Annotated in this window: 20 protein-coding genes and 1 CRISPR repeat array (1 of these 21 running past the window's edge); of the genes, 12 read left to right on the top strand and 8 right to left on the bottom strand. The window is 51.8% G+C overall.

Going from position 1 to position 25,955, the window contains the following annotated elements; genetic code table 11:
- Positions 1-15 precede the first annotated feature (15 nt).
- From gudP to ABVN36_RS04520, 4 genes are all read left to right on the top strand, one after another.
- Positions 16-1,374, top strand: coding sequence for a galactarate/glucarate/glycerate transporter GudP (gudP, locus tag ABVN36_RS04535; RefSeq protein WP_000097015.1), 1,359 nt, complete (start codon positions 16-18; stop codon positions 1,372-1,374).
- The gene (locus ABVN36_RS04530) at positions 1,371-2,711 is read left to right on the top strand and encodes an enolase C-terminal domain-like protein (protein WP_000211806.1); all 1,341 of its coding nucleotides are present in this window, start codon (positions 1,371-1,373) and stop codon (positions 2,709-2,711) included. Before gudP ends, ABVN36_RS04530 begins: the two co-directional genes overlap by 4 nt.
- 20 nt (positions 2,712-2,731) lie before the next feature.
- A complete protein-coding gene (gene gudD, locus ABVN36_RS04525) occupies positions 2,732-4,072 on the top strand; it encodes a glucarate dehydratase (protein WP_000107113.1) in 1,341 nt (446 codons plus the stop codon).
- A gap of 77 nt (positions 4,073-4,149) precedes the next feature.
- On the top strand, positions 4,150-5,292 hold the full coding sequence (locus ABVN36_RS04520; RefSeq protein ID WP_000706486.1) for a glycerate kinase: 1,143 nt from the start codon (positions 4,150-4,152) through the stop codon (positions 5,290-5,292).
- Positions 5,293-5,335: 43 nt separating this feature from the next.
- Here the strand turns inward: ABVN36_RS04520 and barA are convergent, their stop codons facing one another.
- Positions 5,336-8,092: a two-component sensor histidine kinase BarA gene (gene barA, locus ABVN36_RS04515; RefSeq protein WP_023138787.1), complete on the bottom strand. Its 2,757-nt coding sequence runs from the start codon at positions 8,090-8,092 to the stop codon at positions 5,336-5,338.
- Positions 8,093-8,149: 57 nt separating this feature from the next.
- Here barA and rlmD point away from each other — a divergent pair, with 57 nt between their 5' ends.
- The 4 genes from rlmD to ABVN36_RS04495 all read left to right on the top strand — a co-directional run bounded on the left by rlmD (position 8,150) and on the right by ABVN36_RS04495 (position 12,433).
- Positions 8,150-9,445 carry a 23S rRNA (uracil(1939)-C(5))-methyltransferase RlmD gene (rlmD, locus tag ABVN36_RS04510; protein ID WP_000046849.1) on the top strand — a complete coding sequence of 432 codons (1,296 nt, stop codon included), beginning with the start codon at positions 8,150-8,152 and terminating at the stop codon, positions 9,443-9,445.
- Between the two features lie 51 nt (positions 9,446-9,496).
- Positions 9,497-11,731, top strand: a complete 2,235-nt coding sequence (gene relA / locus ABVN36_RS04505) for a GTP diphosphokinase (protein ID WP_000226841.1) — start codon at positions 9,497-9,499, stop codon at positions 11,729-11,731.
- An 83-nt stretch (positions 11,732-11,814) separates the two neighbouring features.
- The gene (locus ABVN36_RS04500) at positions 11,815-12,171 is read left to right on the top strand and encodes a type II toxin-antitoxin system ParD family antitoxin (protein WP_000480218.1); all 357 of its coding nucleotides are present in this window, start codon (positions 11,815-11,817) and stop codon (positions 12,169-12,171) included.
- Positions 12,137-12,433, top strand: a complete 297-nt coding sequence (locus tag ABVN36_RS04495) for a type II toxin-antitoxin system RelE/ParE family toxin (protein WP_015633101.1) — start codon at positions 12,137-12,139, stop codon at positions 12,431-12,433. The genes ABVN36_RS04500 and ABVN36_RS04495 overlap by 35 nt, the downstream gene beginning before the upstream one ends.
- Before the next feature lie 446 nt (positions 12,434-12,879).
- On the opposite strand, the gene ABVN36_RS04490 is transcribed toward ABVN36_RS04495, so the two are convergent.
- The 7 genes from ABVN36_RS04490 to ABVN36_RS04460 form a co-directional block, all read right to left on the bottom strand.
- On the bottom strand, positions 12,880-13,872 hold the full coding sequence (locus ABVN36_RS04490; protein WP_139760046.1) for a hypothetical protein: 993 nt from the start codon (positions 13,870-13,872) through the stop codon (positions 12,880-12,882).
- Positions 13,873-14,001: 129 nt separating this feature from the next.
- Positions 14,002-14,538 (bottom strand): fimbrial protein, encoded by a 537-nt coding sequence (locus ABVN36_RS04485; RefSeq protein ID WP_023138788.1) that lies wholly within the window; start codon positions 14,536-14,538, stop codon positions 14,002-14,004.
- Positions 14,535-15,005 (bottom strand): fimbrial protein, encoded by a 471-nt coding sequence (locus tag ABVN36_RS04480; RefSeq protein WP_000832396.1) that lies wholly within the window; start codon positions 15,003-15,005, stop codon positions 14,535-14,537. Before ABVN36_RS04480 ends, ABVN36_RS04485 begins: the two co-directional genes overlap by 4 nt.
- 14 nt (positions 15,006-15,019) lie before the next feature.
- The gene (locus ABVN36_RS04475) at positions 15,020-15,526 is read right to left on the bottom strand and encodes a fimbrial protein (RefSeq protein ID WP_000178264.1); all 507 of its coding nucleotides are present in this window, start codon (positions 15,524-15,526) and stop codon (positions 15,020-15,022) included.
- A 19-nt stretch (positions 15,527-15,545) separates the two neighbouring features.
- Positions 15,546-16,319, bottom strand: a complete 774-nt coding sequence (locus ABVN36_RS04470) for a fimbria/pilus periplasmic chaperone (RefSeq protein ID WP_001044459.1) — start codon at positions 16,317-16,319, stop codon at positions 15,546-15,548.
- 12 nt (positions 16,320-16,331) lie between these two features.
- Positions 16,332-19,028 (bottom strand): fimbrial biogenesis outer membrane usher protein, encoded by a 2,697-nt coding sequence (locus ABVN36_RS04465; protein WP_071591283.1) that lies wholly within the window; start codon positions 19,026-19,028, stop codon positions 16,332-16,334.
- Between the two features lie 82 nt (positions 19,029-19,110).
- Positions 19,111-19,698 (bottom strand): fimbrial protein, encoded by a 588-nt coding sequence (locus tag ABVN36_RS04460; protein ID WP_000842512.1) that lies wholly within the window; start codon positions 19,696-19,698, stop codon positions 19,111-19,113.
- Between the two features lie 605 nt (positions 19,699-20,303).
- On the opposite strand from ABVN36_RS04460, the gene mazG reads away from it, so the two are divergent.
- The 4 genes from mazG to queE all read left to right on the top strand — a co-directional run bounded on the left by mazG (position 20,304) and on the right by queE (position 25,157).
- The gene (mazG, locus tag ABVN36_RS04455; RefSeq protein ID WP_000210451.1) at positions 20,304-21,104 is read left to right on the top strand and encodes a nucleoside triphosphate pyrophosphohydrolase; all 801 of its coding nucleotides are present in this window, start codon (positions 20,304-20,306) and stop codon (positions 21,102-21,104) included.
- A gap of 227 nt (positions 21,105-21,331) precedes the next feature.
- Positions 21,332-22,969: a glutamine hydrolyzing CTP synthase gene (gene pyrG / locus ABVN36_RS04450; protein ID WP_000210863.1), complete on the top strand. Its 1,638-nt coding sequence runs from the start codon at positions 21,332-21,334 to the stop codon at positions 22,967-22,969.
- A gap of 82 nt (positions 22,970-23,051) precedes the next feature.
- Positions 23,052-24,350 carry a phosphopyruvate hydratase gene (gene eno, locus ABVN36_RS04445; RefSeq protein ID WP_000036734.1) on the top strand — a complete coding sequence of 433 codons (1,299 nt, stop codon included), beginning with the start codon at positions 23,052-23,054 and terminating at the stop codon, positions 24,348-24,350.
- A gap of 135 nt (positions 24,351-24,485) precedes the next feature.
- A complete protein-coding gene (gene queE, locus ABVN36_RS04440; RefSeq protein WP_001199961.1) occupies positions 24,486-25,157 on the top strand; it encodes a 7-carboxy-7-deazaguanine synthase QueE in 672 nt (223 codons plus the stop codon).
- Between the two features lie 296 nt (positions 25,158-25,453).
- Positions 25,454-25,955: direct repeats of the CRISPR family, unit length 29 nt; unit sequence GTGTTCCCCGCGCCAGCGGGGATAAACCG (it continues 930 nt past the right edge of the window).

Genomic DNA, 25,955 nt, shown 5'->3' with positions numbered 1-25,955 from the left:
TTCAGGAGTGCAACAATGAGTTCATTAAGTCACGCGGCGAGCAGTGCGGAGAAACGCACGAACGCCCGCTACTGGATAGTGGTGATGCTGTTTATCGTCACATCCTTCAACTACGGCGACCGCGCCACATTGTCCATTGCCGGCTCAGAAATGGCCAAAGATATCGGCCTTGATCCGGTAGGCATGGGCTATGTTTTTTCTGCTTTTTCATGGGCCTATGTTATCGGGCAGATCCCGGGCGGCTGGCTGCTGGACCGCTTTGGTTCCAAACGCGTCTATTTCTGGTCTATTTTCATTTGGTCAGTCTTCACCCTGTTGCAGGGTTTTGTCGATATCTTTAGTGGTTTCGGCATTATTGTCGCCCTCTTTACGCTTCGTTTCCTGGTTGGTCTGGCGGAATCGCCTTCTTTCCCGGGCAACAGTCGCATTGTTGCAGCCTGGTTCCCGGCGCAGGAGAGGGGAACGGCGGTGGCCATCTTTAACTCCGCGCAATACTTTGCCACGGTTATTTTCGCGCCGATTATGGGCTGGCTGACGCACGAAGTGGGCTGGTCGCATGTCTTCTTCTTTATGGGCGGGTTAGGGATCATCATCAGCTTTATCTGGTTGAAAGTTATCCATGAACCAAATAACCATCCGGGCGTAAATAAGAAAGAGTTGGAGTACATCGCAGAAGGCGGCGCGCTGATCAATATGGATCAGAAAGACACCAAAGCGAAAGTACCGTTTAGCGTCAAATGGGGCCAGATCAAACAGCTGCTGGGCTCTCGTATGATGATTGGCGTTTACATCGGTCAGTACTGTATTAACGCATTGACCTATTTCTTTATTACCTGGTTCCCGGTCTATTTGGTCCAGGCGCGCGGCATGTCGATTCTCAAAGCGGGCTTTGTCGCCTCGGTTCCTGCGGTCTGCGGCTTTATCGGCGGCGTGTTGGGCGGCATCATTTCCGACTGGCTGATGCGTCGTACTGGCTCCCTGAATATCGCGCGCAAGACGCCGATTGTGCTGGGGATGTTGCTGTCAATGGTTATGGTGTTCTGTAACTATGTGAACGTGGAATGGATGATCATCGGCTTTATGGCGTTGGCCTTCTTCGGTAAAGGTATCGGCGCGTTGGGCTGGGCAGTAATGGCGGATACCGCGCCGAAAGAGATCAGCGGTCTTTCCGGCGGCTTGTTTAATATGTTCGGCAATATCTCCGGTATTGTGACGCCAATCGCGATTGGTTACATCGTTGGCACCACCGGTTCCTTCAACGGCGCGTTGATCTATGTCGGCGTACATGCCCTGGTGGCCATCATCAGCTATCTGGTGCTGGTAGGTGATATTAAGCGTATTGAACTGAAACCTGTCGCAGGACAATTATCATGACAACGCAATCCAGTCCCGTTATTACGGACATGAAGGTCATTCCGGTTGCCGGACATGACAGTATGCTACTCAACATCGGCGGCGCGCATAACGCGTACTTCACCCGTAACATCGTCGTCCTCACCGATAACGCCGGGCATACTGGCGTCGGCGAGGCGCCGGGCGGAGAAGTGATTTATCAGACGCTGGTCGATGCTATTCCGATGGTATTAGGCCAGGAAGTCGCCCGCCTGAACAAAGTGGTGCAGCAGGTGCATAAAGGCAACCAGGCTGCTGATTTTGACACCTTTGGTAAAGGCGCATGGACGTTTGAACTGCGGGTTAACGCGGTGGCAGCTTTGGAAGCGGCGCTGCTTGATCTACTGGGGCAGGCGCTTAATGTGCCGGTCTGTGAACTATTAGGACCCGGTAAACAGCGCGATGCCGTCACCGTGTTAGGCTATCTCTTCTATATTGGCGATCGTACTAAAACCGATCTGCCGTATCTGGAAAGCACGCCGGGCAGTCACGAATGGTATCGCCTGCGTCATCAGGAAGCGCTGAACAGCGACGCGGTCGTGCGGCTGGCGGAAGCGTCTCAGGATCGCTACGGCTTTAAAGATTTTAAACTCAAGGGCGGCGTGCTGCCGGGCGAACAAGAGATTGATACCGTTCGCGCGCTAAAAAAACGCTTCCCGGACGCGCGTATTACCGTGGATCCGAACGGCGCCTGGCTACTGGATGAAGCCATTGCGTTGTGCAAAGGGCTGAATGATGTACTGACCTACGCGGAAGATCCGTGCGGCGCGGAGCAAGGATTCTCTGGTCGTGAAGTCATGGCGGAGTTCCGCCGCGCGACAGGACTGCCGGTGGCGACCAATATGATTGCCACCAACTGGCGTGAAATGGGACACGCGGTGATGCTCAACGCGGTAGATATTCCTCTTGCCGATCCGCATTTCTGGACTCTCACCGGCGCCGTTCGCGTGGCGCAACTGTGCGATGACTGGGGGCTAACCTGGGGCTGCCATTCGAATAACCATTTTGATATTTCACTGGCGATGTTTACCCATGTCGGCGCGGCGGCGCCAGGCAAACCCACCGCTATTGATACGCACTGGATCTGGCAGGAGGGCGATTGCCGCCTGACTAAAAATCCGCTGGAAATTAAAAACGGCAAAATTGCCGTTCCGGATGCGCCAGGACTGGGCGTGGAGCTTGACTGGGAACAGGTGCGAAAAGCGCATGACGCGTATAAAAAGCTGCCAGGCGGCGCGCGTAATGATGCAGGCCCGATGCAATACCTGATCCCCGGCTGGACTTTTGACCGCAAACGCCCTGTTTTTGGTCGTCACTAATTCTGAATAAGGACACAGTTATGAGTACTCAATTTACGACGCCTGTAGTCACTGAAATGCAGGTTATCCCGGTTGCGGGTCATGACAGTATGCTGATGAACCTGAGCGGCGCGCACGCCCCGTTCTTCACGCGCAACATCGTCATTATTAAAGATAACTCCGGCCATACCGGGGTCGGCGAGATTCCGGGCGGCGAAAAAATTCGCAAAACGCTGGAAGATGCGATCCCACTGGTGGTGGGAAAAACGCTGGGTGAATATAAAAATGTCCTGACCGCCGTTCGCAACCAGTTTGCCGATCGCGATGCGGGCGGACGCGGTTTACAAACATTCGATCTCCGTACCACTATCCATGTGGTGACTGGTATTGAAGCGGCAATGCTTGACCTTTTGGGCCAACACCTGGGCGTCAACGTCGCTTCGCTGTTAGGCGACGGTCAGCAGCGCAGCGAAGTCGAAATGCTGGGTTATCTGTTCTTTGTCGGTAATCGCAAGGCTACGCCGCTGCCGTATCAGAGCCAGCCGGATGAGCAATGCGACTGGTATCGTCTGCGCCATGAAGAGGCGATGACGCCGGAAACGGTAGTGCGTCTGGCGGAAGCTGCCTATGAAAAATACGGCTTCAACGACTTCAAACTGAAAGGCGGCGTGCTGGCGGGCGAAGAAGAGGCCGAGTCAATCGTGGCGCTGGCGAAACGTTTCCCACAAGCGCGCGTTACGCTCGATCCAAACGGTGCCTGGTCGCTGAACGAAGCGATCAGCATTGGTAAATACCTGAAAGGTTCTCTGGCCTATGCAGAAGATCCGTGCGGCGCGGAACAGGGTTTTTCCGGGCGTGAAGTGATGGCGGAATTCCGTCGCGCGACCGGATTACCGACGGCCACCAATATGATAGCGACCGACTGGCGTCAAATGGGGCATACGCTGTCGCTGCAATCCGTCGATATCCCGCTGGCGGACCCGCACTTCTGGACTATGCAAGGCTCTGTACGCGTGGCGCAAATGTGTCATGAGTTCGGTCTGACCTGGGGCTCGCACTCTAACAACCACTTTGATATTTCGTTGGCGATGTTTACCCATGTTGCCGCGGCGGCGCCGGGCAAGATCACCGCGATCGATACCCACTGGATCTGGCAGGAAGGCAACCAACGTCTGACTAAAGAACCGTTTGAAATTAAAGGCGGCATGGTGCAAGTACCGACCAAACCGGGGCTGGGCGTTGAGCTCGATATGGATCAGGTGATGAAAGCGCATGAGCTCTATCAAAAGCATGGCTTAGGCGCGCGTGACGACGCGATGGGAATGCAGTACTTAATTCCTGGCTGGACGTTTGATAATAAGCGTCCTTGCATGGTGCGTTAAGTCAGAGCCGGTTCCGTAAGGAACCGGTCCTTCTCTGGGTGTATGCTTAACAGGATCAACATGCGTAAGGACGACTTATGAAAATAGTGATCGCACCAGACTCGTATAAGGAAAGTTTGAGTGCTCTTGAGGTAGCGACCGCCATTGAACAAGGATTTCGCGAGATCTGGCCTGACGCCGATTACCTGAAATTACCGCTGGCTGATGGCGGAGAAGGTACTGTCGAAGCGATGGTTGAAGCGACGGCGGGTCGAATTGTGCATGTTGAGGTCACCGGGCCGTTGGGGCATCGCGTCAATGCGTTTTATGGGCTTTCCGGCGATGCGCGTTCCGCATTCATTGAAATGGCGGCCGCCAGCGGGCTGGAACAGGTGCCGCCCGCGCAACGCGATCCGTTGAAGACCACGTCATGGGGAACCGGCGAGCTGATCCGTCATGCGCTGGATGCGGGCGTTGAGCATATCATTATTGGTATCGGCGGTAGCGCCACCAACGATGGCGGCGCGGGGATGGTGCAGGCACTGGGGGCCAGGCTACGGGATGCGCAGGGCAATGATATTGTGCAAGGCGGCATTGGGCTGGAAACACTCGCCAGCATTGATATCAGCGGTCTGGATAAGCGTTTGTCGGCGTGTCATATAGAGGTCGCCTGCGATGTCACGAATCCCCTTACCGGCAAAGAGGGCGCGTCTGCGGTTTTTGGTCCGCAAAAAGGGGCGACGCCGGAAATGATTGAACGCCTGGATACGGCATTGACTCGCTATGCGCATTTGATTGCCCGCGATCTGCATGTCGATGTGTTGGATCTGGCAGGCGGCGGAGCGGCAGGCGGCATGGGGGCGGCGTTATACGCGTTTTGCGGCGCGCAGCTACGGCGTGGCATTGAGATTGTCACCGATGCGCTTCATCTGGAAGCGTGTCTTGCGGATGCTGATTTAGTCATCACCGGCGAGGGACGCATCGACAGCCAGACCATTCACGGTAAAGTCCCTATTGGCGTGGCAAACATCGCCAAACGGTATAACAAGCCGGTAATTGGTATTGCGGGTAGCCTGACGGCGGACGTTGGCGTGGTTCATGAACATGGGCTTGATGCCGTTTTCAGCGTGATTTATACCATCTGCACGCTGGAGGACGCGCTGAAGAATGCGAGTGAAAACGTACGAATGACCGCGCGCAACGTGGCTGCAACGCTGAAAGCGGGGCAACAGTTACGCTGAGTTATAGGCCGGATAAGGCGGTCACGCCGCCATCCGGCGAATATCATCCTAATATCTTCTTCGCTTCACGCGCGACATTATCCATCTCATCCAGCAGCTCCAGAAACTCAGGCTCCAGCTCCTCTTCGTGGACGCCGCTGCGAAGCTGTTGCTCAATAAGCTGGCAAAGGTTCTTCATCCGCGGTACGCCGCTATAGCCGCAGCTCCCGTGTAGCTTATGGACCAGATCGACCAGACCGTTGGGATTTTCTCCCACCAGTTGTTCTTCAATTTTGTTGCGCACTTCCGGCAGAAAATCAATCAGCATTTGCAGCATATCCCGCGCCAGATCGGGCTTACCGGCAGCCTGGCGGAGCGCAAGCTGCCAGTCGAGCGTCGCATTCGGATTGAAGATAAATTCAGCCGGTTCCGGCGTCATCAGACGCGCTGCTACGTTGGCGCCGGGTTTATAGCGCAGCAACAGATTATGCAACTTCTCTTCTTCTATCGGTTTAGCCAGATAGTCGTTCATGCCCGCGCTGAGCAACTTCTCTTTTTGCCCGGCCATCGCATGTGCCGTAACGGCAATAACCGGTGTTTGCTGCTGATGAGGAAGCTGGTGAATCAATTCGCAGGCGCGTATGCCGTCCATATCCGGCATCTGAATATCCATCAAAATCAGATCAAACTGCATTTGTTTCGCCCGATCCACCGCCTGATGTCCGCTATCACAAAGCTCTACGTGCTGGACTTTATCTTCCAGTAACGCGCCGATAAGTTTCAGATTGGCGGGATTATCATCAACCGCCATAACCGTCATGGTGATTTTACTGGTATCCATTAGCAGCGGTTCAGGATGGTGATTCAACTGGCAATATTCCGTCAGCGCTGGCAACAGGCGCGTTGACGTCAATGGTTTTAACAGACAGGCCGCCGCGCCTCCTTGTTTCAGCTTTTCGGCGTTAATTTGCGCATGGCAAGGTAGCGCCAGCAGTAGAAAGTCCGTCATTGACGCCGCTTTCGCCAGACGTTCATGCTGCATGGTGAGCGGCTCGCGGAAGGTCACCGGAACGCTCAAAATCATAATATCGTAGTGCGCTAACGGCAGCGCGGAGAAGGTCGGGCTGTAAACCACCTCCACCGGCGTGTCGCTCAGTAGATCCAGGGTACATTGCGCGGCGGTAGCATTCGGTTCGACATAAGCCAGCCGTTTCCCGGCCAGGCACGCGGTCGACGGCCCGTCAATAATGACATTTGGGTTAAGATCAAGATTAATATGAAACCAGAAGGTCGAGCCGCGATTAGGCTGGCTGTGGAAAGAGATATCCCCGCCCATTTCGTTGACCAGCTTTTGCGTAATCACCAGCCCAAGCCCGGTGCCGCCGTGACGGCGAGAAATACTGGCATCGGCCTGGCGAAACGCCTGAAACAGTCGCGACTGGTCGCGTTCCGGAATGCCGATCCCCGTATCGCGGATCTGCACTTCAATCTGTACTTTGGTGTTACTAAGCGCCCGCTTTTCTACCAGAATGTCGATATTGCCACTCTCGGTGAACTTAATGGCATTACCCACCAGATTAGTAATGACCTGTTGCAGGCGCAGCGGGTCGCCAATCACATTATCCGGGACGTCGTTTTTAATATTTAACGTCAACTCCAGCCCTTTATCATGCGACGAGTGGGCCAGCAGCGTAACCACTTCATCCAGCGTATTACGCAGTGGAAAAGGGATACTTTCCAGAATGAGCTTACCGGCTTCCAGCTTGGAGAAGTCGAGCACGTCATTAATGATCGCCAGCAGATTATTCGCAGAACGCTCAATGGTGTTCAGATGGTCGCGCTGGGTGGGATTCAGCTCCGTTTTTAATGTCAGGCGGGTAAAGCCAATGACGCCGTTCAGCGGCGTTCGCAGTTCGTGCGACATGTTCGCCAGGAATTCCGACTTAATACGCGCCGCTTCCTGGGCGCGCTTTTTCGCCAGATCGAGCTCAACATTTTGGATTTCCATCTGCTCAAGGGTTTCACGCAGGTCTGAAGTGGCCTGATCGATATTATGCTGCATCTCTTCGTGATAGGCGGCAAGCGACATCGCCATGGAATTAATGCCGTTTTTCAGCATGTCCAGCTCGCCCAGCATAAATCCTTCCACACGGCTATCCAGTTGTCCGCGGCGAATGCGGTCAACGGTATTCACCATATTACGGATAGGCCCGGTGACATCGCGCATAAGCCGCCAGCCAAAGATCAGCGCAATGCCAATACAAAAAAGCATCATCACGCTGGAGATAAAAATCTCTTTGTATTGCTGTAGCCTGACCGATTTGAGATCCAGTTCAAGCGCCACATACCCCAGCATATTTTTGGTATTTTTTGCGTCGGCAATCGCTGACTCGTCCGGCGAATAGCTCTCCGAGATAATCGGGGTGCGCAGAATCATAATATCGCCGTGGCGATCGACGCTCAGACGACGTGGAAACGGCGCTCCGGCGGGAAGCTGCATCTGTGAGGGGTCCAGATGGAAATTAGACGTTACAAACAGGCGGTTATGATCGTCATAAACGGAAATCGCCCGCACAATATCAGAGTGTCTGCGGTGCAGGACGCTGATAAGTTGGCCGATAGACTCCCGGTTTTGTAAGTTCATACCATATTCGCTGGAGACGGCGAGCGGTTCAATAATACTGGCGCCGGCATCTTCCAGTTGACGCTGCAGGTCGTTATAGCGGTGCACTACAAAAAAGATACTGAGCAGCAAACCTATCAGGACGGTCGGGGCCAGGATCAGAATCATCATGCGTGCGCGCAGGCTGTAGTTGGTCATGGAGTTCCGTTATGGGACAATTAGGGTCACACTGTTAAATTGAGAAAAACCTGGTCGATGGCGCAATTCTACTCTGCAAAACGGCGCGTGACGACGCGTCAGATCATAACCGTTAAAGTCAATGACCTCGATTCATTTGGTCAGGGCGTAGCCCGTCATAACGGAAAGGCGCTGTTTATCCCCGGTTTATTGCCTGAGGAAAGCGCAGAAGTCATTATTACAGAAGATAAAAAGCAATTTGCCCGCGCACGCGTTTCGCGCCGTTTGAATGATAGCCCGGAACGAGAAACGCCGCGCTGCCCGCATTTTGGCGTCTGCGGCGGTTGTCAGCAACAGCATGTCAGCATCGCCCTGCAACAACGCAGCAAAAGCGCGGCGCTGGCGCGTTTGATGAAACACGAGGTGAATGACATCATCGCCGGCGCGCCCTGGGGTTATCGGCGTCGTGCGCGGTTAAGTCTGAATTGCCCGCCGGATAAACCGCTGCAAATGGGATTTCGCAAAGCGGGTTCCAGCGATATCGTCAATGTCGAACAGTGCCCTGTTTTGGCGCCCCAGCTTGCAGCATTGCTGCCCAGAATCAGGGCGTGTCTGGCGAGTTTACACGGCACCCGACATCTTGGGCATGTTGAGCTGGTACAGGCGGGAAGCGGTACGCTGATGATTCTGCGCCATACCGCGCCATTAAGTGCGGCGGATAAAGAAAAACTGGAACGCTTTTCGCATTCTGAGGGATTGTCTCTGTTTCTGGCGCCGTTTAGCGAGATACTGGAAACGGTATCTGGCGAAGCGCCCTGGTATGATTCGCACGGCTTACGTTTAGCCTTCAGTCCGCGAGACTTTATTCAGGTTAATGAGGCGGTAAACCAGCAAATGGTCGCCCGCGCGCTGGAGTGGCTTGATGTGCGCGCCGAGGATCGTGTCCTGGATCTGTTCTGCGGAATGGGGAATTTTACGCTGCCGCTGGCAACGCGCGCGGCAAGCGTGATTGGGGTTGAGGGCGTTCCGGCGCTGGTAGAAAAAGGCCGTGAAAACGCCATCCGCAATGGTTTACATAATGTGACATTCTTCCATGAGAACCTGGAGGAAGATGTCACGAAGCAGCCGTGGGCGAAAAACGGCTTTGACAAAGTCTTACTCGATCCTGCGCGTGCGGGGGCTACAGGAGTGATGCGACATATTATAAAATTAAAACCTATTCGCATTGTTTATGTATCCTGTAACCCGGCGACGCTGGCGCGCGATAGTGAAGCGCTGGTCAATGCGGGATATGAGGTTACGCGTTTAGCGATGCTCGACATGTTCCCGCACACAGGACATCTGGAATCAATGGTTCTGTTCGAGCGCATGTAATGATTACCGGCTTACCGACTTCGGTAGGCCTGGTCCCTTAAGGAGAGGACGATGGTCGCGGTAAGAAGTGCACATATTAATAAAGCTGGTGAATTTGATCCGAAGAAGTGGATCGCAAGCCTGGGAATTTCCAGCCAGCAGTCGTGTGAGCGCTTAGCCGAAACCTGGGCGTATTGCCTGCAACAGACACAAGGACATCCGGATGCGGATCTGTTGCTGTGGCGTGGCGTGGAGATGGTAGAAATTCTTTCCACGCTGAGTATGGATATCGACACGCTGCGGGCGGCGCTACTGTTCCCTCTGGCCGACGCCAACGTAGTCAGCGAAGATGTACTGCGCGAAAGCGTTGGCAAATCTATCGTTACCCTGATTCATGGCGTGCGCGATATGGCGGCGATCCGTCAGCTAAACGCCACTCATAACGACTCTGTTTCTTCGGAGCAGGTTGATAACGTCCGTCGAATGTTATTGGCGATGGTGGATGATTTCCGCTGCGTGGTGATCAAACTGGCCGAGCGAATCGCTCATTTGCGCGAAGTGAAAGAGGCGCCGGAAGATGAGCGCGTGCTGGCGGCGAAAGAATGTACCAACATCTATGCGCCGCTCGCTAATCGTCTGGGCATCGGGCAACTGAAGTGGGAACTGGAAGACTACTGTTTCCGCTACCTGCATCCGGCGGAATACAAACGCATCGCCAAACTGCTGCATGAGCGCCGTCTCGATCGCGAACATTACATCGAAGAGTTTGTTGGACATCTGCGCGCCGAAATGAAAAACGAAGGCGTGCAGGCGGAAGTCTACGGACGACCAAAACATATTTATAGCATCTGGCGCAAAATGCAGAAAAAGCATCTGGCGTTTGATGAACTCTTTGACGTGCGCGCCGTGCGTATTGTCGCTGAACGTCTGCAGGACTGCTACGCCGCGTTGGGGATAGTGCATACGCACTATCGTCACCTGCCGGATGAATTCGATGATTATGTCGCTAACCCCAAACCGAACGGTTACCAGTCTATCCACACCGTGGTCCTGGGGCCGGGCGGTAAAACCGTTGAGATCCAGATCCGTACCAAACAGATGCATGAAGACGCCGAACTGGGCGTGGCGGCGCACTGGAAGTATAAAGAAGGCGCCGCGTCCGGCGGCGTGCGTTCCGGTCATGAAGACAGAATTGCGTGGCTGCGTAAGCTGATCGCCTGGCAGGAAGAGATGGCCGATTCCGGCGAAATGCTGGATGAAGTGCGCAGCCAGGTGTTTGACGATCGGGTCTACGTTTTTACGCCAAAAGGCGACGTGGTTGACTTGCCTGCCGGATCTACGCCGCTCGATTTTGCTTACCACATCCACAGCGATGTCGGGCACCGCTGCATCGGCGCGAAGATTGGCGGCCGTATTGTGCCATTCACCTATCAGTTGCAGATGGGCGATCAGGTTGAAATTATCACTCAGAAGCAGCCGAATCCCAGCCGCGACTGGCTGAATCCAAACCTGGGCTATGTGACGACCAGCCGCGGACGCTCGAAAATTCACGCCTGGTTCCGTAAACAGGACCGTGACAAAAATATCCTGGCTGGACGGCAGATCCTCGACGATGAGCTGGCGCATTTGGGGATTAGCCTGAAAGAGGCCGAGAAACATCTGCTGCCGCGCTACAACTTTAATGAGCTGGAAGAGTTGCTGGCGGCGATAGGCGGCGGCGATATCCGTCTTAATCAGATGGTGAATTTCCTGCAATCGCAGTTCAATAAGCCGAGTGCAGAGGAGCAGGATGCAGCGGCGCTGAAACAGCTTCAGCAAAAAACATACGCGCCGCAAAATCGTCGTAAAGACGACGGGCGCGTGGTGGTAGAAGGTGTGGGTAATTTGATGCACCACATCGCCCGCTGCTGCCAGCCGATTCCGGGGGATGAAATTGTCGGCTTCATTACTCAGGGGCGGGGGATTTCCGTGCACCGGGCCGACTGCGAACAGCTGGCGGAACTGCGCTCCCATGCGCCGGAGCGGATCGTAGAGGCGGTATGGGGCGAAAGCTACTCGGCGGGATATTCGCTGGTGGTGCGCGTCCAGGCCAACGATCGCAGCGGCTTGCTACGTGATATCACCACCATTCTGGCTAACGAAAAAGTCAACGTGCTGGGCGTCGCCAGCCGCAGCGACATTAAACAGCAGATCGCCACCATTGATATGACCATCGAGATCTACAACCTGCAGGTGCTGGGCCGCGTGCTCGGTAAGCTGAACCAGGTGCCGGATGTGATTGATGCACGGCGACTGCACGGGGGGTAAACCCCAGACAGTAATCATGTAGCGGCTTTGCTACTCGTTCAGCAAAGCCGCATTAGCAACCCCATAAGCATGAGATATGGGGTATGTTTTTGACGTACATTTCATTTCCAGTGTACTCTTATGTAAGATTTATACTTACAGTGGAGGCTGTTATGGCCAGAACAATGACCGTTGATCTTGGCGATGAACTGCGCGAGTTTATTGAATCGCTCATAGAATCAGGTGATTACAGAACACAAAGTGAAGTGATCAGAGAGTCTCTTCGTCTGCTGAGGGAAAAACAGGCCGAGTCACGACTTCAGGCGTTACGTGAACTTCTGGCTGAAGGTCTGAACAGCGGAGAGCCGCAGGCCTGGGAAAAGGATGCCTTTTTACGGAAGGTCAAAACAGGGATGATCAAACCCGATGAGAATGGTAAAATTAACGCCAAAGGCCAGTGAAGATCTGGAAAATATCTGGCATTACGGCTGGCAGCATTTTGGCGAAATAAAGGCCGATCGATATATTAATCATCTATCAGAAATATTCAGCATTATGAGTGCCAATAACATTGGCACGCCTCGACCTGAACTGGGTGAATACATTTATGCCTTACCGTTTGAAAGGCATATTATCTATTTTATACAATCAGTTACGGAAGTTATCGTGATACGTATTCTGAGCCAGCATCAGGATGCTGGTAAGCATGTAAATTGGTTATAGCCTTTTTATTTAAAAAACAAGTTATACCCTATGTGATATCGCTTAAGATTTTATGTCTTTGAAATACGTAACACCTATTTTGAATTCCATTCATTACTATAATATTTATTGTATGAATAATTAGCTATGAGTCTGGATCTAAGCTTCCTCATTCTTTATCTTTTCTCATCATTAACTCTTTTCGCCCTGCAATTCTGGATCTATTTTCTGATCTATCCCGTGAGGGGCTGACCTCCTTTCTGGTATGCCGAAGCGTTCCCTGTGCAACCAAAACGAAAGATTTTCCCTTCGACGTTAAATCACTGTGCCTGCCCATCTACCTGCCATATCATTCAATTCGGCATTGATCTTAACGTATCCAGATCCAAATGTATTGTTGGTGAAGCACATAAATAGAATAAATGAAATTATGATTCTTTTGCTTATGGTCATCATTTTTCCTGTGTTTATTCGTAGGGTATCAAAACGGTGATTGCACAAGTTGTATCAATATTTACATTTCCCCATGAACCAACTAGGTTACCTATATTACCACCACTTACATACGATGCTGGTTTAAACTCTAAAGTTGCTTTTTCATCAGGGCATTGAACATTTACTTTGGCATTTTCATTAGTGTACATGCAATCATAGCCACTGCATAGATTCCCATCGCTAAAAGTATAAATAGATGTGATATTTAGTTTATCAGCGCTTCCAATATACTTTTTTTCTATGTTGTGAGTAATAATATCTCCATCAAAGGAAGCATCAAGTGCAGTGGGTATTAATTTACTGTCCATTGTTGATGCAGTTTCAGTGCCAGTGAAATAGGTGGCTGTTCCATAAAGACTTGTTGCAGTGGGACCATTAATCGATATGGAAGAGTTAATATCATTGCCTATGGTGGTGCTTAGTGAAGCGCGTATTGAGTTTGCGCTTGCATAAGTAATATTACTTGCAGTGATATCACCAGTTAATTGTATGGAACCTACACTGCTACTCGCATTCAACCAACTTTGTCTTGTATCTCTTATTCTAATAGTGTTATGTGTGATTACTGCGCCTTTATCAATAGTTAAGGGAATAGCTACATCGATTGGATTGTTACTTTGACACGGGGTAGGGAATACGGTCGGTATTCTGGGCTTGCTATCACAAGTACTTACGCTTGTGACATTAATGTTTTGGCTAACTGAAACACTATAATCCCCTATTTTGGCAATTTCTAATCCTGCAGGGATACTAAGGGTTGACGTAATAGTATAGTAGTCTCCGGTACCAGTATTGGTATAATTTGACTCTATAGGTGCCAGGCTGCAAACGGTGGAACAAGGAAACAGTGAACCATAGAGACGATTGTTAAATACTAATGTTCCCCCGAGGTTTACCTCAATCAAGGCCGCATAACTAAAGTTGCAAAAAATGTATAAAACAACACCGCAAAATATCTTTTTCATTTTTCTTTTTATCCGTAGTTAGTTTTATCCTTTCCACAGGAAGGGATCCTGGAGTGTGATGGCAGTGTTAATGATTATAAATTATCATGTGGTTTATCTTTTTTGAGCTTTAGATTTTTGTTCATATACCTACTGGTATTCAAAGCTCACGGTAGCAGTACCCTTAAATTCCCCCGGCATAACATCTTCACCAGCGTATTTTTGCAGCCTGGCCTGCAAGTTGATGGTGGTAATCCCTTCCTTCAGCACAAAAGCTGTACCCTCTGTTGCATTGATACTCACTGGTTGCTGTGCAGCCGTTTCCACGCCAATCGCAAAACCACTGGCTTCCGACGATGGCTCCAGCGCCAGCAGTCCGGGCAGGGTACTGTCTTCAACGCCCTGAAAGGTCACCAGCACGCCGTTGGCTAGCGCTGTTTTGCAATCCTGGAGGCTAAGTGTGAATGGAACAGGAGTCGTTTGTCCGCTGGCGTCGAAATTGTCACTGCCAATAGTATGAAAATCCACCGTCGCCATCGTGTCATTATCCACTACCAGGTTACAGGCGCCGGCAACCAACTTACCGCTGTAGTGCACATTAGGCGTGGCGGCAGGTAGCGTATTGCAAACCGCCCATAACATTACGCCTCCGATCAAATGCCCGGCAGTTTGAAAAATACGGTTCATTGGTAATCCACCTGTAACGTGGCAAAAGCCTCAAAATCGCCTTCGGCAGGCTCTTTACCTGGCTGTTTTACCGGCACGGCTTTTAGTGTGGGAAGCGATGACTCATCGATGGTTAGCGACGTGCCGGGAGGAAACACCGTGCCGTTCTGCTGAAGTTCAATGCCCAGTTCAGGGACATTAGTGGTTAAGGCATTTGCGGAGTAAGGCGTCGCCGTGCCCAGATAGCTCAACGTAAAAGTTAATGCGTCATCGCGAAAGCTGCTGTCGCAGGTAAGGGTCCACGGGATCTCGGTCAGGTAATTGACGCCGTCAATATTATCAATAATGACGCTACCAAAACTGACCTCCAGCGTTTCACCGTTATTGATAGTACAGGCGGGCGGGTTTATCAGTTTGCCGTGAAAGGTCAAATTGTCGGCGCAGGCAAACTGGGTGATTAAAAGCGTCAGGATAAGCACCCTTTTCACTATGAATCTCTCCATCACTGGTAATCCACGACTAACGTCGCACTGGCGTTAAAATCGCCACCCGCTAACTGCGTGGTGGGCTCTTTAACCGGTACGGCTTCCAGCTCCGGCCCATTGCTGCCGCTCAGGGTGAAGTTCAGCCAATCCGTTATGCCAACCGGAACCAGTTGCTTATTGCCCGCCTGCTGAATACGGATGCCTAACCCCTGAACCGAAGTTTGCAGAACCTGCTCCCCGCTGATGGTGGTAGTGGTCCCCTGAATTTGTAGCTTCAGATAGTCGCTCGCTCTGCCATCGCAGTTCAGGCTGTAGCCCACAGGTTTCGTTTGAGAAGCATCGCCAACTTTGGTGGTCAGGACATCGCCAAACTCTACGGAAGCGCCGCCTATCGTACAGGGCGGTGGTTGAGTGACGACCAGATGCAGCTCCAGTTGCACGGTTTTTGTGCCGGCAGCCTCGGTGCCGGCAACGAATCCACCGCACAGCAGCACCAGCATTTTCCAGCGAGTCAACATCGTCATAGATCTCTTTCGCACAGGATTACTTATTCGCTTTCTTCTCAGCGTCACGGGTTTTCTCCTCATTGACCTTGCAGGTATTCCCTGAGCAGGTGAAAACCAGCAGGCGATGGCCGCCGTAATCATCGACGTAGCCCACCACCGGCGAACTGCCGAGCGAGGCACCTTTGATGGGAGAGGTCACTTTTTCACGCGGGGCAATCAGCAGGTTTTTAAAGCCGGAGGCGGTTTCGTTCTCTTTGCTACCGGCATTGCTGATGACGAGGTAAAACGGTGTGGGGTTGTCGAAGATCACACCATCGCCCTGGTAGGTCAGCGTGAGCTTCGTCTGCCACGGGTGCGTCTTATCCACCTGCCGGGCGACGGCTACCGGGCGGTAGAAAAACTTAATACGCGTTTGCAGCGCCAGCTGGAGCGTATTAGGCTTATCGCTTTTCGGCGGAATTTCCCGCACGTTGAAATAAAACAGACTTTCCCGGTCCTGCGGTAGGCTAGCCGCGGCTGGTAACGGCTGGACTTTAACCTGCCCGTCGGATTTTGGCTCAATACGCTGCAGTGGCGGCAGGGCGGTAAAATAGCGGGTATCTTTGGCGAACTTATCGTCTTCCAGCCACGCCTGTGCGAGGTAGGGCAGAGTGGCGTTGCCGTTTTTCAGCGTGACGGTGATTGAATTTTCATTGCCGTTAAAAATAACGCGGGTACGATCCGGCACAATCGCGCTGTGTGATACCAGCGGCGCAGCCAGTAATACTGAAGCGATAAGCGCCTGGCGCTTAAAATGGTTGGTCTTGTTCATTACGGGTTCCCTTTATTCCCTATCCTTGCGATTCACCGCATGGTTGTCAGCCAGCGGTATGGGCGGGGTTTGAGTGGTTGTCGCCACCGGCGCGGCCGGTTGGCCATCGGTTTGCGTATGTTCCTGGATTAGCGGTTGCGCAGGCAGCGGAGAACTTTTCTGCGGTGCGGTGGGGGGCTGACCTTCCAGCATTTTGCACGGCAGCAATAGCGCGTTGGCCAATAGCTCCGGTGTAAACGTGGGCGGGAGTGATGCTTCACACTGCGCCGCGCCATCCCAGAAGACTTTCAATGTTTCCCCGGCTTTTACGCCCGCCAGCCAGGCGTTGCCGTCATCGGCCACCAGGCCCAACTGCTGCTGGCGCTCGTTTTTCACTTCGGCGCCGAACGGTGGGAAGTCGCCGTCTGCCAGCCGGAAAACCGCCATCATTTTCTCGCCGCTGACCACGTCAAAGTGACGGTAGCCGATGGCGCCTTCGGTGAGCGTGATCTGCACAACCGACTTAGTAGCTTCCGCCTTCTCCGGCAATTTGTTCAGATCGATACGCGCCAGGCTGCGCGAATAGCTTCCGACATCCGCAATCACGGCCTTGCCGAAAATGTTGGTTGAGGTTGGCGAGCCGTTACCGCTAACGGGGACGTCCGCAATGCCGTCGGTATCAACCAGCAAACGTGTGCTGCCCGCTAAACTTCCCCGGTGTAGCGCGCCGCCCTGGGTGGTCAGCGTCATGCCGCCGCGCAGCGACATGCCCAGTGAACGGTACGATCCTTCTTCATAATCCGCGCTCAGATCGATGTCCGTCAGCGCGCCCTGATGGCTGTAATAACCGTCTGCCTGCGCGCCTTGTTCATCCTGCCCGACGTGAAGCTGCCAGTTATCGCCGTTCTGGCTGTGGCCGGAATAGCCGAGCTGATTACGGTGTTGACTACCGTTAAACGTACCGTTGTAGCTGATGGAATCATTGCCCCAGGGAACAGACAGCGAGATATAGACGCCATCATCTTTATCACCGTTATATTCGCTGCGATAGCCGTTCAGCGACGCACTGAGATTTTTTATCGACCCTAAGTCGAAGTACCAGGAAAGAGACAGGTTATAGTTACTCTGATCCGGGCTGTCCCAGAAGGTACTGCGTGAGTAGCTGAAATAGGCGCTCATGCCCTGTTCACGGAAGTTCTGGTTATAGGTGACCGTATAGCGTTCTTTTTCGTGACCGGCATTGAGATGATGGTAGGTTTTCGCATCCAGATAGTCGCTCATGCTCATAAAGTTCTTTTCTGAGAAGCGGTATCCGGCAAAGGTCAGTCGGCTGTCGATTTCATCAAAGTCACGGGAGTAGCTGATGCGATATGAGTTACCCTGCAGAGTTTCGCCGTCAAACCCGTCGTCTTGCGGCATGTGGGCGATGGAGTGCGTAATGTCGACCGCCACCGCGCCCACCACGCCAAGATCCTTACCGCTTCCCAGCGCCACGGCCTGATAGTTGCTTTCTCCAATTGCGCCGCCATATAGCGACCAGCCGTTGGTGACCCCCCACGAAGCTTCCGCCGAGGCGAATGTGCCGGTAATGGGGTGATGATCCCAGTCCTGCGGGCGGCCCAGCGCCATCTTGTAGCGCACCATGCCGGGGCGCGTCAGGAAGGGAACCGATGCGGTGTTAACGTCAAACTCCTGCGTCTGACCGTTCTGCTCTTCCACGGTGACGTGCAACGTACCGGAAACGGACTGGTTGAGATCCTGAATACGGAACGGTCCTGCGGGCACCTGCGTTTCATACAGTACGCGCCCCTGCCAGGAGACTTTGACTTTTGCGTTAGAGCGCGCAATGCCCACGATCTCCGGCGCATAGCCGCGCAGTTTCGGCGGCAGCATCTGATCGTCAGAAACGACGCTGGCACCGATATAGTTAAAGCTGTCGAAAACATCGGACTGGAGATAGCTTTCGCCCAGCGTAAGTTTGGCCCCGAGCGTTGGTAGTGCGCGATAGGCGTAGTAGCGGCTCCAGCTCTGATCGTGGAGGGTGGAAGTGTTCTCGTCATCGTCACGATGGTCGTAGCTGGCCTGCCAGTCGGCCCGCAGTCGCCATGCGCCCAGGTTCGCGCCTAACGTCCCGTTGCCGCTGATGCTTTGCTCTTCGCTGCCGCTTTCTTGATCGTGGCGGAGCTGATTATTAATGTTGTAATCCAGAATGATGCCGGGAATACCATTATCCCAGCGGGCGGGTGGGTCCCAGTCGACATCGCTGTATTCCATATACGCCTGGGGTAAATTCACCAGCAGCGTGGAGTGTCCCAGGTCAGCCTGAAAATCCATGCCTTTCAGTGAATCTGGCGCCAGACATTGTCGTTCACCGTGCGTTATCCAGACGAGTTTTTCCGCGAGTTCCGGCTTTATACCCAATTGCGTAACTAATTCTGGTTCTGCGCAAACCTCACTTCCTTGTGGGTCATGTTCTGGAATAACCCAGTTAACAGGAAATTCCTGCGGCAGAGTCTGTCCGTTAATTTTAATTTGTAAGAGGTAGACGCCTGGCAGAATAAAACCCTTACGAGAAAACTGTGCAATGTTGACGTTATCGCGATTTTTTACATCGAGGAAATCGGTATTAAATTCGATGTCTTTGCCTGACGCGCTATAAGGGGAGGCGCTTAGAAGCATTCCCACTCCGCACGCTATTGGGCAAAGAACACTTTTCCATGTGTTATTCATCAAATATATTCCGCAATAAAACTCAACAGGAATACCCTACCTAAAGCGGCAGGGTATTATCGTCGTGACTCTGTTAACTGAATTACAGGTAAGAGATAGTGACGTTGGCGGCGCTGCTGAATTCACCTGTGCCTACGGTGCCGGTTGCTGCGCCAACCAGCCAGGCGGTGAAATTCAGGCTTTGCTTCTCATCAAGAATGGTATCTCCGTCCAGGTCCGCAATGGCCTGTGTATAGGTATCGCCCAGTTTGATATTGTTTTTGCCAGCATCGCCGATTGCCAGGCTTACATTGCTAATAGCGCCAGTGCCGTCAGTCTTCATCAGCGCGAGATTATCCGTGGCGCCTGTAGCCGCTGTGGTTCCACTACCTGTAGTGAATACCACATTCATATTTTTCTCGGTAGCCCAGGTACAACCCTCAAGATCGATATGAAAGGTACGGGCATTGTTGATGGTCGTTTTACCATTACTCAGCGTGCCATTACCGATACTTGAACCCATATTGACTGTTTGATCTTCCGTATCCAATGTGACAGAGCAGGGGGAATCAACAATATTACCAAGGAAAGTGACCTTCGCTGTGTTGCTACCCGCGGCTTGAGCGCCGGAGACAATTCCCATAACTAAAGATGCAGTTACTGCCAGTTTACAAAAATGAGATGACTTCATCGTGTTATCCTTAATTAACGTGTTTTATGGCAACATTTTGTACGCGTATACCAAGGGATATGCGGCATAGAGCCATGCTGCGGGCTTTGGGTAAAAAATAGGTCATAATAAAAATATTATATTTCTACATTTTTATGAGTATATTCTTATGAGCTGAATGATCGTACCTGCTCATAGAATATTATATGTAATACTTTCAATATATTTATTTCATGTATGTTCCAGAAAAAACAAAAAAGCGGTCTTTTTTGAATATTAAACTGGCGTGCATGCTACTCGTTTTTCCGTAAAAGTGAAATAATTTATTTTTTTGAAAGGGAAGGCTCTTTGGGTGGGGTACTTATAGTGTTTGCATAATTTTTTTTACTTAATTGATGTTATTTATAATGCCTGGTGCAAATATCTGTTTTTTTAATAAATTAGTTATATGATTATTATATTGTTGTGTATCGATTAATAATTTTAAAGTTATACGGGGAAGGTGGCATTCAACACCTGTTAACAATATATTTTATTATATAGGCGTTACCGTAGTGTCTCTGTGCGTGAATGGTTAAGAATAATACGTTACAATTGTCGCTGGTATTTACAACCGATTAAAAACCATGACAACTAACCATCAAATTGACCGTCTTCTCACCCTCATGCAGCGCCTGCGTGACCCGGAAAACGGCTGCCCGTGGGATAAAGAGCAGACCTTCGCCAGCATCGCGCCTTATACGCTGGAAGAAACCTATGAAGTACTGGATGCGATTGCGCGTGAGGATTTTGACGATTTGCGCGGCGAACTGGGCGACCTGTTGTTCCAGGTGGTGTTTTACGCGCAGATGGCGCAGGAAGAAGGCCGCTTCGATTTTAATGATATCTGCGCTGCCATCAGCGACAAGCTGGAGCGCCGCCATCCGCATGTTTTTGGCGAGCTTTCCGCGGATAATAGCGAAGAAGCATTAGTTCGCTGGGAGCAAATCAAAACGGAAGAGCGCGCGCAAAAAGCGCAGCATTCCGCGCTGGACGATATTCCGCGCAGCTTACCGGCCTTGATGCGCGCGCAAAAAATCCAGAAACGTTGCTCAAACGTGGGCTTTGACTGGACGACGCTGGGACCGGTCGTCGATAAGGTCTATGAAGAGATCGATGAGGTGATGTTCGAGGCGCGGCAGGCGGTTGTTGATCAGGCTAAACTGGAAGAGGAAATGGGCGATTTGCTCTTTGCCACGGTCAACATGGCGCGTCATTTAGGTACGAAAGCAGAGCTCGCTTTGCAAAAAGCGAACGATAAATTTGAACGTCGTTTTCGCGAAGTTGAACGTATTGTCGCAGCCAGAGGCCTGGAAATGACCGGGGTGGACCTGGAAACAATGGAAGAAGTTTGGCAGGAAGTAAAACGCCAGGAAATTGATCTCTAAAGGTTTTAGGCGGTCAAGAGCGATTTGTGTGATTTTTTAAATAACAAGCGCTTGATTTACGTCAAAAACATTTACCTCAAAGGGGCTATTTTCTCCCTCCCTGTGTGAATGTCAGCCTGACGAAGAGGAGGAATAATGAAAGTTTGTGGCGTAGGTCATGTTCGGGTATACTGCTTTCCCGTCCTGGTTATTCCATCGTCTTTTAAACCTAACTTCTCAGGTTCCGCATGACAACGAACTATATTTTTGTGACCGGCGGGGTCGTATCCTCTCTGGGTAAAGGCATTGCCGCAGCCTCCCTCGCAGCCATTCTGGAAGCCCGTGGTCTCAACGTGACCATCATGAAACTGGATCCGTACATCAACGTCGATCCGGGTACTATGAGCCCAATCCAACACGGGGAAGTGTTCGTTACTGAAGACGGCGCTGAAACCGACCTGGACCTGGGGCACTACGAGCGTTTCATCCGCACCAAGATGTCTCGCCGCAACAACTTCACGACTGGCCGCATCTACTCCGACGTTCTGCGTAAAGAACGCCGTGGCGACTATCTGGGCGCAACCGTACAGGTAATCCCTCACATCACTAACGCGATTAAAGAGCGCGTGCTGGAAGGTGGCGAAGGCCACGATGTGGTACTGGTGGAAATCGGCGGTACCGTCGGTGATATCGAATCGCTGCCGTTTCTTGAGGCGATTCGTCAATTGGCGGTAGATATCGGTCGTGAACACGCGCTGTTTATGCACCTGACGCTGGTACCTTACCTGGCGGCTGCGGGCGAAGTGAAAACTAAACCGACTCAGCACTCCGTGAAAGAGCTGCTGTCTATCGGTATTCAGCCCGATATTCTGATTTGTCGTTCCGATCGCGCGGTTCCTGCCAACGAGCGTGCAAAAATTGCATTGTTCTGTAATGTGCCGGAAAAAGCCGTTATTTCAATGAAAGATGTCGATTCCATTTATAAAATTCCGGGCCTGTTGAAATCTCAGGGGCTTGATGATTATATTTGTAAACGATTCAGCTTGAACTGTCCGGAAGCTAACCTGTCTGAATGGGAACAGGTCATTTACGAAGAAGCGAACCCGGCAGGCGAAGTGACTATCGGCATGGTCGGCAAATATATTGAACTGCCGGATGCCTATAAGTCGGTGATCGAAGCGCTGAAACACGGTGGTCTGAAAAACCGCGTTACCGTCAACATCAAATTGATCGATTCGCAAGATGTTGAAACGCGCGGCGTCGAAATTCTGAAAGATTTGGACGCTATCCTGATCCCCGGCGGCTTCGGCTATCGTGGCGTTGAAGGTAAAATCGCCACTGCGCGCTATGCGCGTGAAAACAATATTCCTTATCTGGGCATTTGCCTGGGGATGCAGGTTGCGTTGATTGAGTTCGCTCGTAACGTGGCCGGCATGGACAACGCCAACTCAACGGAATTTGTGCCAGACTGTAAGTACCCGGTTGTGGCGTTAATTACCGAGTGGCGCGATGAAGACGGTAACGTTGAAGTCCGTAGCGAGAAAAGCGATCTGGGCGGCACCATGCGCCTGGGCGCGCAGCAGTGCCAGCTTAGCGATGACAGTCTGGTACGTCAGTTGTACGGCGCGTCGACGATTGTTGAACGTCATCGCCATCGTTACGAAGTCAACAATATGTTGTTGAAACAAATTGAAGCAGCGGGTCTGCGTGTCGCAGGCCGTTCCGGTGATGATCAGTTAGTCGAGATCATTGAGGTACCGAATCATCCGTGGTTCGTGGCCTGTCAGTTCCATCCGGAATTTACTTCCACGCCGCGTGATGGACATCCGTTGTTCGCCGGCTTTGTTAAAGCCGCCAACGAGCATCAGAAACGTCAGGCGAAGTAAAAAAGTTAGAACGGCGGTGCACCCTCAGCGGTGCACCGTTTGTCTGAAGTTTTAGTTTAACTAGTGACTTGAGGAAAACCTAATGTCCAAAATCGTTAAAGTCATCGGTCGTGAAATCATCGACTCCCGTGGTAACCCGACTGTTGAAGCTGAAGTACACCTGGAAGGTGGTTTCGTAGGTATGGCGGCGGCTCCGTCAGGTGCTTCTACTGGTTCCCGCGAAGCGCTGGAACTGCGCGATGGCGACAAATCCCGTTTCCTGGGTAAAGGCGTAACCAAAGCTGTTGGCGCGGTTAACGGCCCGATCGCTCAGGCTATTCTTGGCAAAGACGCTAAAGACCAGGCTGGCATCGACAAAATCATGATCGACCTGGACGGTACTGAAAACAAATCTAACTTCGGTGCAAACGCCATTCTGGCTGTCTCTCTGGCTAACGCCAAAGCTGCTGCTGCCGCTAAAGGTATGCCGCTGTACGAGCACATTGCTGAACTGAACGGCACTCCGGGCAAATACTCCATGCCGGTTCCGATGATGAACATCATCAACGGCGGCGAGCACGCTGACAACAACGTCGACATCCAGGAATTCATGATCCAGCCGGTTGGCGCGAAAACGGTTAAAGAAGCCATCCGTATGGGTTCTGAAGTTTTCCATCACCTGGCAAAAGTGCTGAAAGGCAAAGGCATGAACACCGCTGTGGGTGACGAAGGCGGCTATGCGCCGAACCTGGGCTCCAACGCGGAAGCGCTGGCTGTTATCGCTGAAGCGGTTAAAGCGGCTGGTTACGAGCTGGGTAAAGACATCACCCTGGCGATGGACTGCGCAGCATCTGAATTCTACAAAGACGGTAAATACGTTCTGGCTGGCGAAGGCAACAAAGCGTTCACCTCCGAAGAATTCACCCACTTCCTGGAAGAACTGACCAAACAGTACCCGATCGTTTCCATCGAAGATGGTCTGGACGAGTCTGACTGGGACGGTTTTGCATACCAGACCAAAGTACTGGGCGACAAAATCCAGCTGGTTGGTGACGACCTGTTCGTAACCAACACCAAAATCCTGAAAGAAGGCATCGAGAAAGGCATCGCTAACTCCATCCTGATCAAATTCAACCAGATCGGTTCTCTGACCGAAACTCTGGCTGCAATCAAAATGGCGAAAGACGCTGGCTATACTGCTGTCATCTCTCACCGTTCTGGTGAAACTGAAGACGCTACCATCGCTGACCTGGCTGTTGGTACCGCTGCAGGCCAGATCAAAACCGGTTCTATGAGCCGTTCTGACCGTGTTGCTAAATACAACCAGCTGATTCGTATCGAAGAAGCTCTGGGCGAAAAAGCACCGTACAACGGTCGTAAAGAGATCAAAGGCCAGGCGTAATCCTGCTTTTACCTCTTAACGTATAAACCCGCTTCGGCGGGTTTTTTTGTATCGGTTCAATAGCGCAGCCGCTGCGCATGACCGGGCAGACGAAATCTGCAATAATTAACGATTATCCCCTTAACAGAGAACGCTATGCAGTACCCGATTAACGAGATGTTCCAGACCCTACAAGGCGAGGGTTATTTTACCGGCGTCCCCGCTATTTTTATTCGTTTACAGGGATGTCCGGTCGGCTGTGCCTGGTGTGATACTAAGCATACCTGGGATAAACTGAGCGATCGGGAAGTGTCTCTGTTCAGCATTCTGGCAAAAACCAAAGAGAGCGACAAATGGGGTGCTGCGAGCAGTGAAGACTTGCTGGCAGTAATTAATCGTCAGGGCTATACCGCGCGTCACGTTGTCATCACCGGTGGCGAACCCTGTATTCACGACCTCATGCCGCTCACCGATCTGCTTGAAAAGAGTGGTTTTAGTTGTCAGATTGAAACCAGCGGGACGCACGAAGTGCGCTGTACGCCTAACACCTGGGTCACGGTTTCACCAAAAGTGAATATGCGCGGGGGATATGACGTGCTTTCCCAGGCGCTGGAGCGCGCCAATGAAATCAAGCATCCCGTTGGGCGAGTTCGTGATATTGAGGCACTGGATGAACTGTTAGCCACGTTGAGCGATGATAAACCGCGCGTGATTGCTTTGCAGCCCATTAGCCAGAAAGAAGACGCGACGCGTCTGTGTATTGAAACGTGTATTGCACGTAACTGGCGGCTGTCTATGCAAACGCATAAATATTTAAATATCGCCTGATGCATTACTAATCTTACAGACGGCCTGCCGATGCCGTCTGTGACTCATCCATTACCTTGCATTGTTTATTTTCTCTATGTGAATTTCGATGAGTGTATAAAAGCGCTGATAAATTTTTCCATAGCGATGCACGGATTACGCTATTTTGGTAAATTTAAAGAAAAAATCATTCTATGAACTTTTTTGCATCAAAATCAGCAAATTAGCTGTTCTTTAATAATTTAAATTGTTGCGATTATGTTGGTAGAATGTGGTGCTGATAAAAAGTAGTTTATAAACAATGATATCCGTTTAGTGTGTTCCCCGCGCCAGCGGGGATAAACCGGGGCACGCGGAGGTCTACGGCGAATATATTTAGTGTTCCCCGCGCCAGCGGGGATAAACCGGCGCTGCTTTCCTGAAGAGTGCCCATGCCAAAGTGTTCCCCGCGCCAGCGGGGATAAACCGACTCATTAACTCCCAGTTCATGCCGTGATCACGTGTTCCCCGCGCCAGCGGGGATAAACCGCGATCTTCTCTTTTGAAAACCACTGTTGGGATGTGTTCCCCGCGCCAGCGGGGATAAACCGGCAGTAACGGGAAATCCAGTGGCGGCAGTATTGTGTTCCCCGCGCCAGCGGGGATAAACCGGCCACCGGTGCGGCATACAGTGGGATCAATATGTGTTCCCCGCGCCAGCGGGGATAAACCGACAAGGATATTCTCGTCTACGTTATCCAGTTCGTGTTCCCCGCGCCAGCGGGGATAAACCGGCCGACGCCATCCGGATAGCGCTGTCAGCTGCGTGTTCCCCGCGCC

The organism is Salmonella sp. SJTUF15581 (genome assembly GCF_043356775.1).
GTDB lineage: Bacteria > Pseudomonadota > Gammaproteobacteria > Enterobacterales > Enterobacteriaceae > Salmonella > Salmonella enterica.
Note: the sequence above shows the minus strand (reverse complement) of the source record. Positions and strands in the feature narration are given on the sequence as shown.

Coding starts and splice junctions, on each gene's coding strand:
- gudP (WP_000097015.1), top strand. CDS start 16: ATGAGTTCATTAAGTCACGCGGCGAGCAGTGCGGAGAAACGCACGAAC.
- ABVN36_RS04530 (WP_000211806.1), top strand. CDS start 1,371: ATGACAACGCAATCCAGTCCCGTTATTACGGACATGAAGGTCATTCCG.
- gudD (WP_000107113.1), top strand. CDS start 2,732: ATGAGTACTCAATTTACGACGCCTGTAGTCACTGAAATGCAGGTTATC.
- ABVN36_RS04520 (WP_000706486.1), top strand. CDS start 4,150: ATGAAAATAGTGATCGCACCAGACTCGTATAAGGAAAGTTTGAGTGCT.
- barA (WP_023138787.1), bottom strand. CDS start 8,092: ATGACCAACTACAGCCTGCGCGCACGCATGATGATTCTGATCCTGGCC.
- rlmD (WP_000046849.1), top strand. CDS start 8,150: ATGGCGCAATTCTACTCTGCAAAACGGCGCGTGACGACGCGTCAGATC.
- relA (WP_000226841.1), top strand. CDS start 9,497: ATGGTCGCGGTAAGAAGTGCACATATTAATAAAGCTGGTGAATTTGAT.
- ABVN36_RS04500 (WP_000480218.1), top strand. CDS start 11,815: ATGTTTTTGACGTACATTTCATTTCCAGTGTACTCTTATGTAAGATTT.
- ABVN36_RS04495 (WP_015633101.1), top strand. CDS start 12,137: ATGAGAATGGTAAAATTAACGCCAAAGGCCAGTGAAGATCTGGAAAAT.
- ABVN36_RS04490 (WP_139760046.1), bottom strand. CDS start 13,872: ATGAAAAAGATATTTTGCGGTGTTGTTTTATACATTTTTTGCAACTTT.
- ABVN36_RS04485 (WP_023138788.1), bottom strand. CDS start 14,538: ATGAACCGTATTTTTCAAACTGCCGGGCATTTGATCGGAGGCGTAATG.
- ABVN36_RS04475 (WP_000178264.1), bottom strand. CDS start 15,526: ATGACGATGTTGACTCGCTGGAAAATGCTGGTGCTGCTGTGCGGTGGA.
- ABVN36_RS04470 (WP_001044459.1), bottom strand. CDS start 16,319: ATGAACAAGACCAACCATTTTAAGCGCCAGGCGCTTATCGCTTCAGTA.
- ABVN36_RS04465 (WP_071591283.1), bottom strand. CDS start 19,028: ATGAATAACACATGGAAAAGTGTTCTTTGCCCAATAGCGTGCGGAGTG.
- ABVN36_RS04460 (WP_000842512.1), bottom strand. CDS start 19,698: ATGAAGTCATCTCATTTTTGTAAACTGGCAGTAACTGCATCTTTAGTT.
- mazG (WP_000210451.1), top strand. CDS start 20,304: ATGACAACTAACCATCAAATTGACCGTCTTCTCACCCTCATGCAGCGC.
- pyrG (WP_000210863.1), top strand. CDS start 21,332: ATGACAACGAACTATATTTTTGTGACCGGCGGGGTCGTATCCTCTCTG.
- eno (WP_000036734.1), top strand. CDS start 23,052: ATGTCCAAAATCGTTAAAGTCATCGGTCGTGAAATCATCGACTCCCGT.
- queE (WP_001199961.1), top strand. CDS start 24,486: ATGCAGTACCCGATTAACGAGATGTTCCAGACCCTACAAGGCGAGGGT.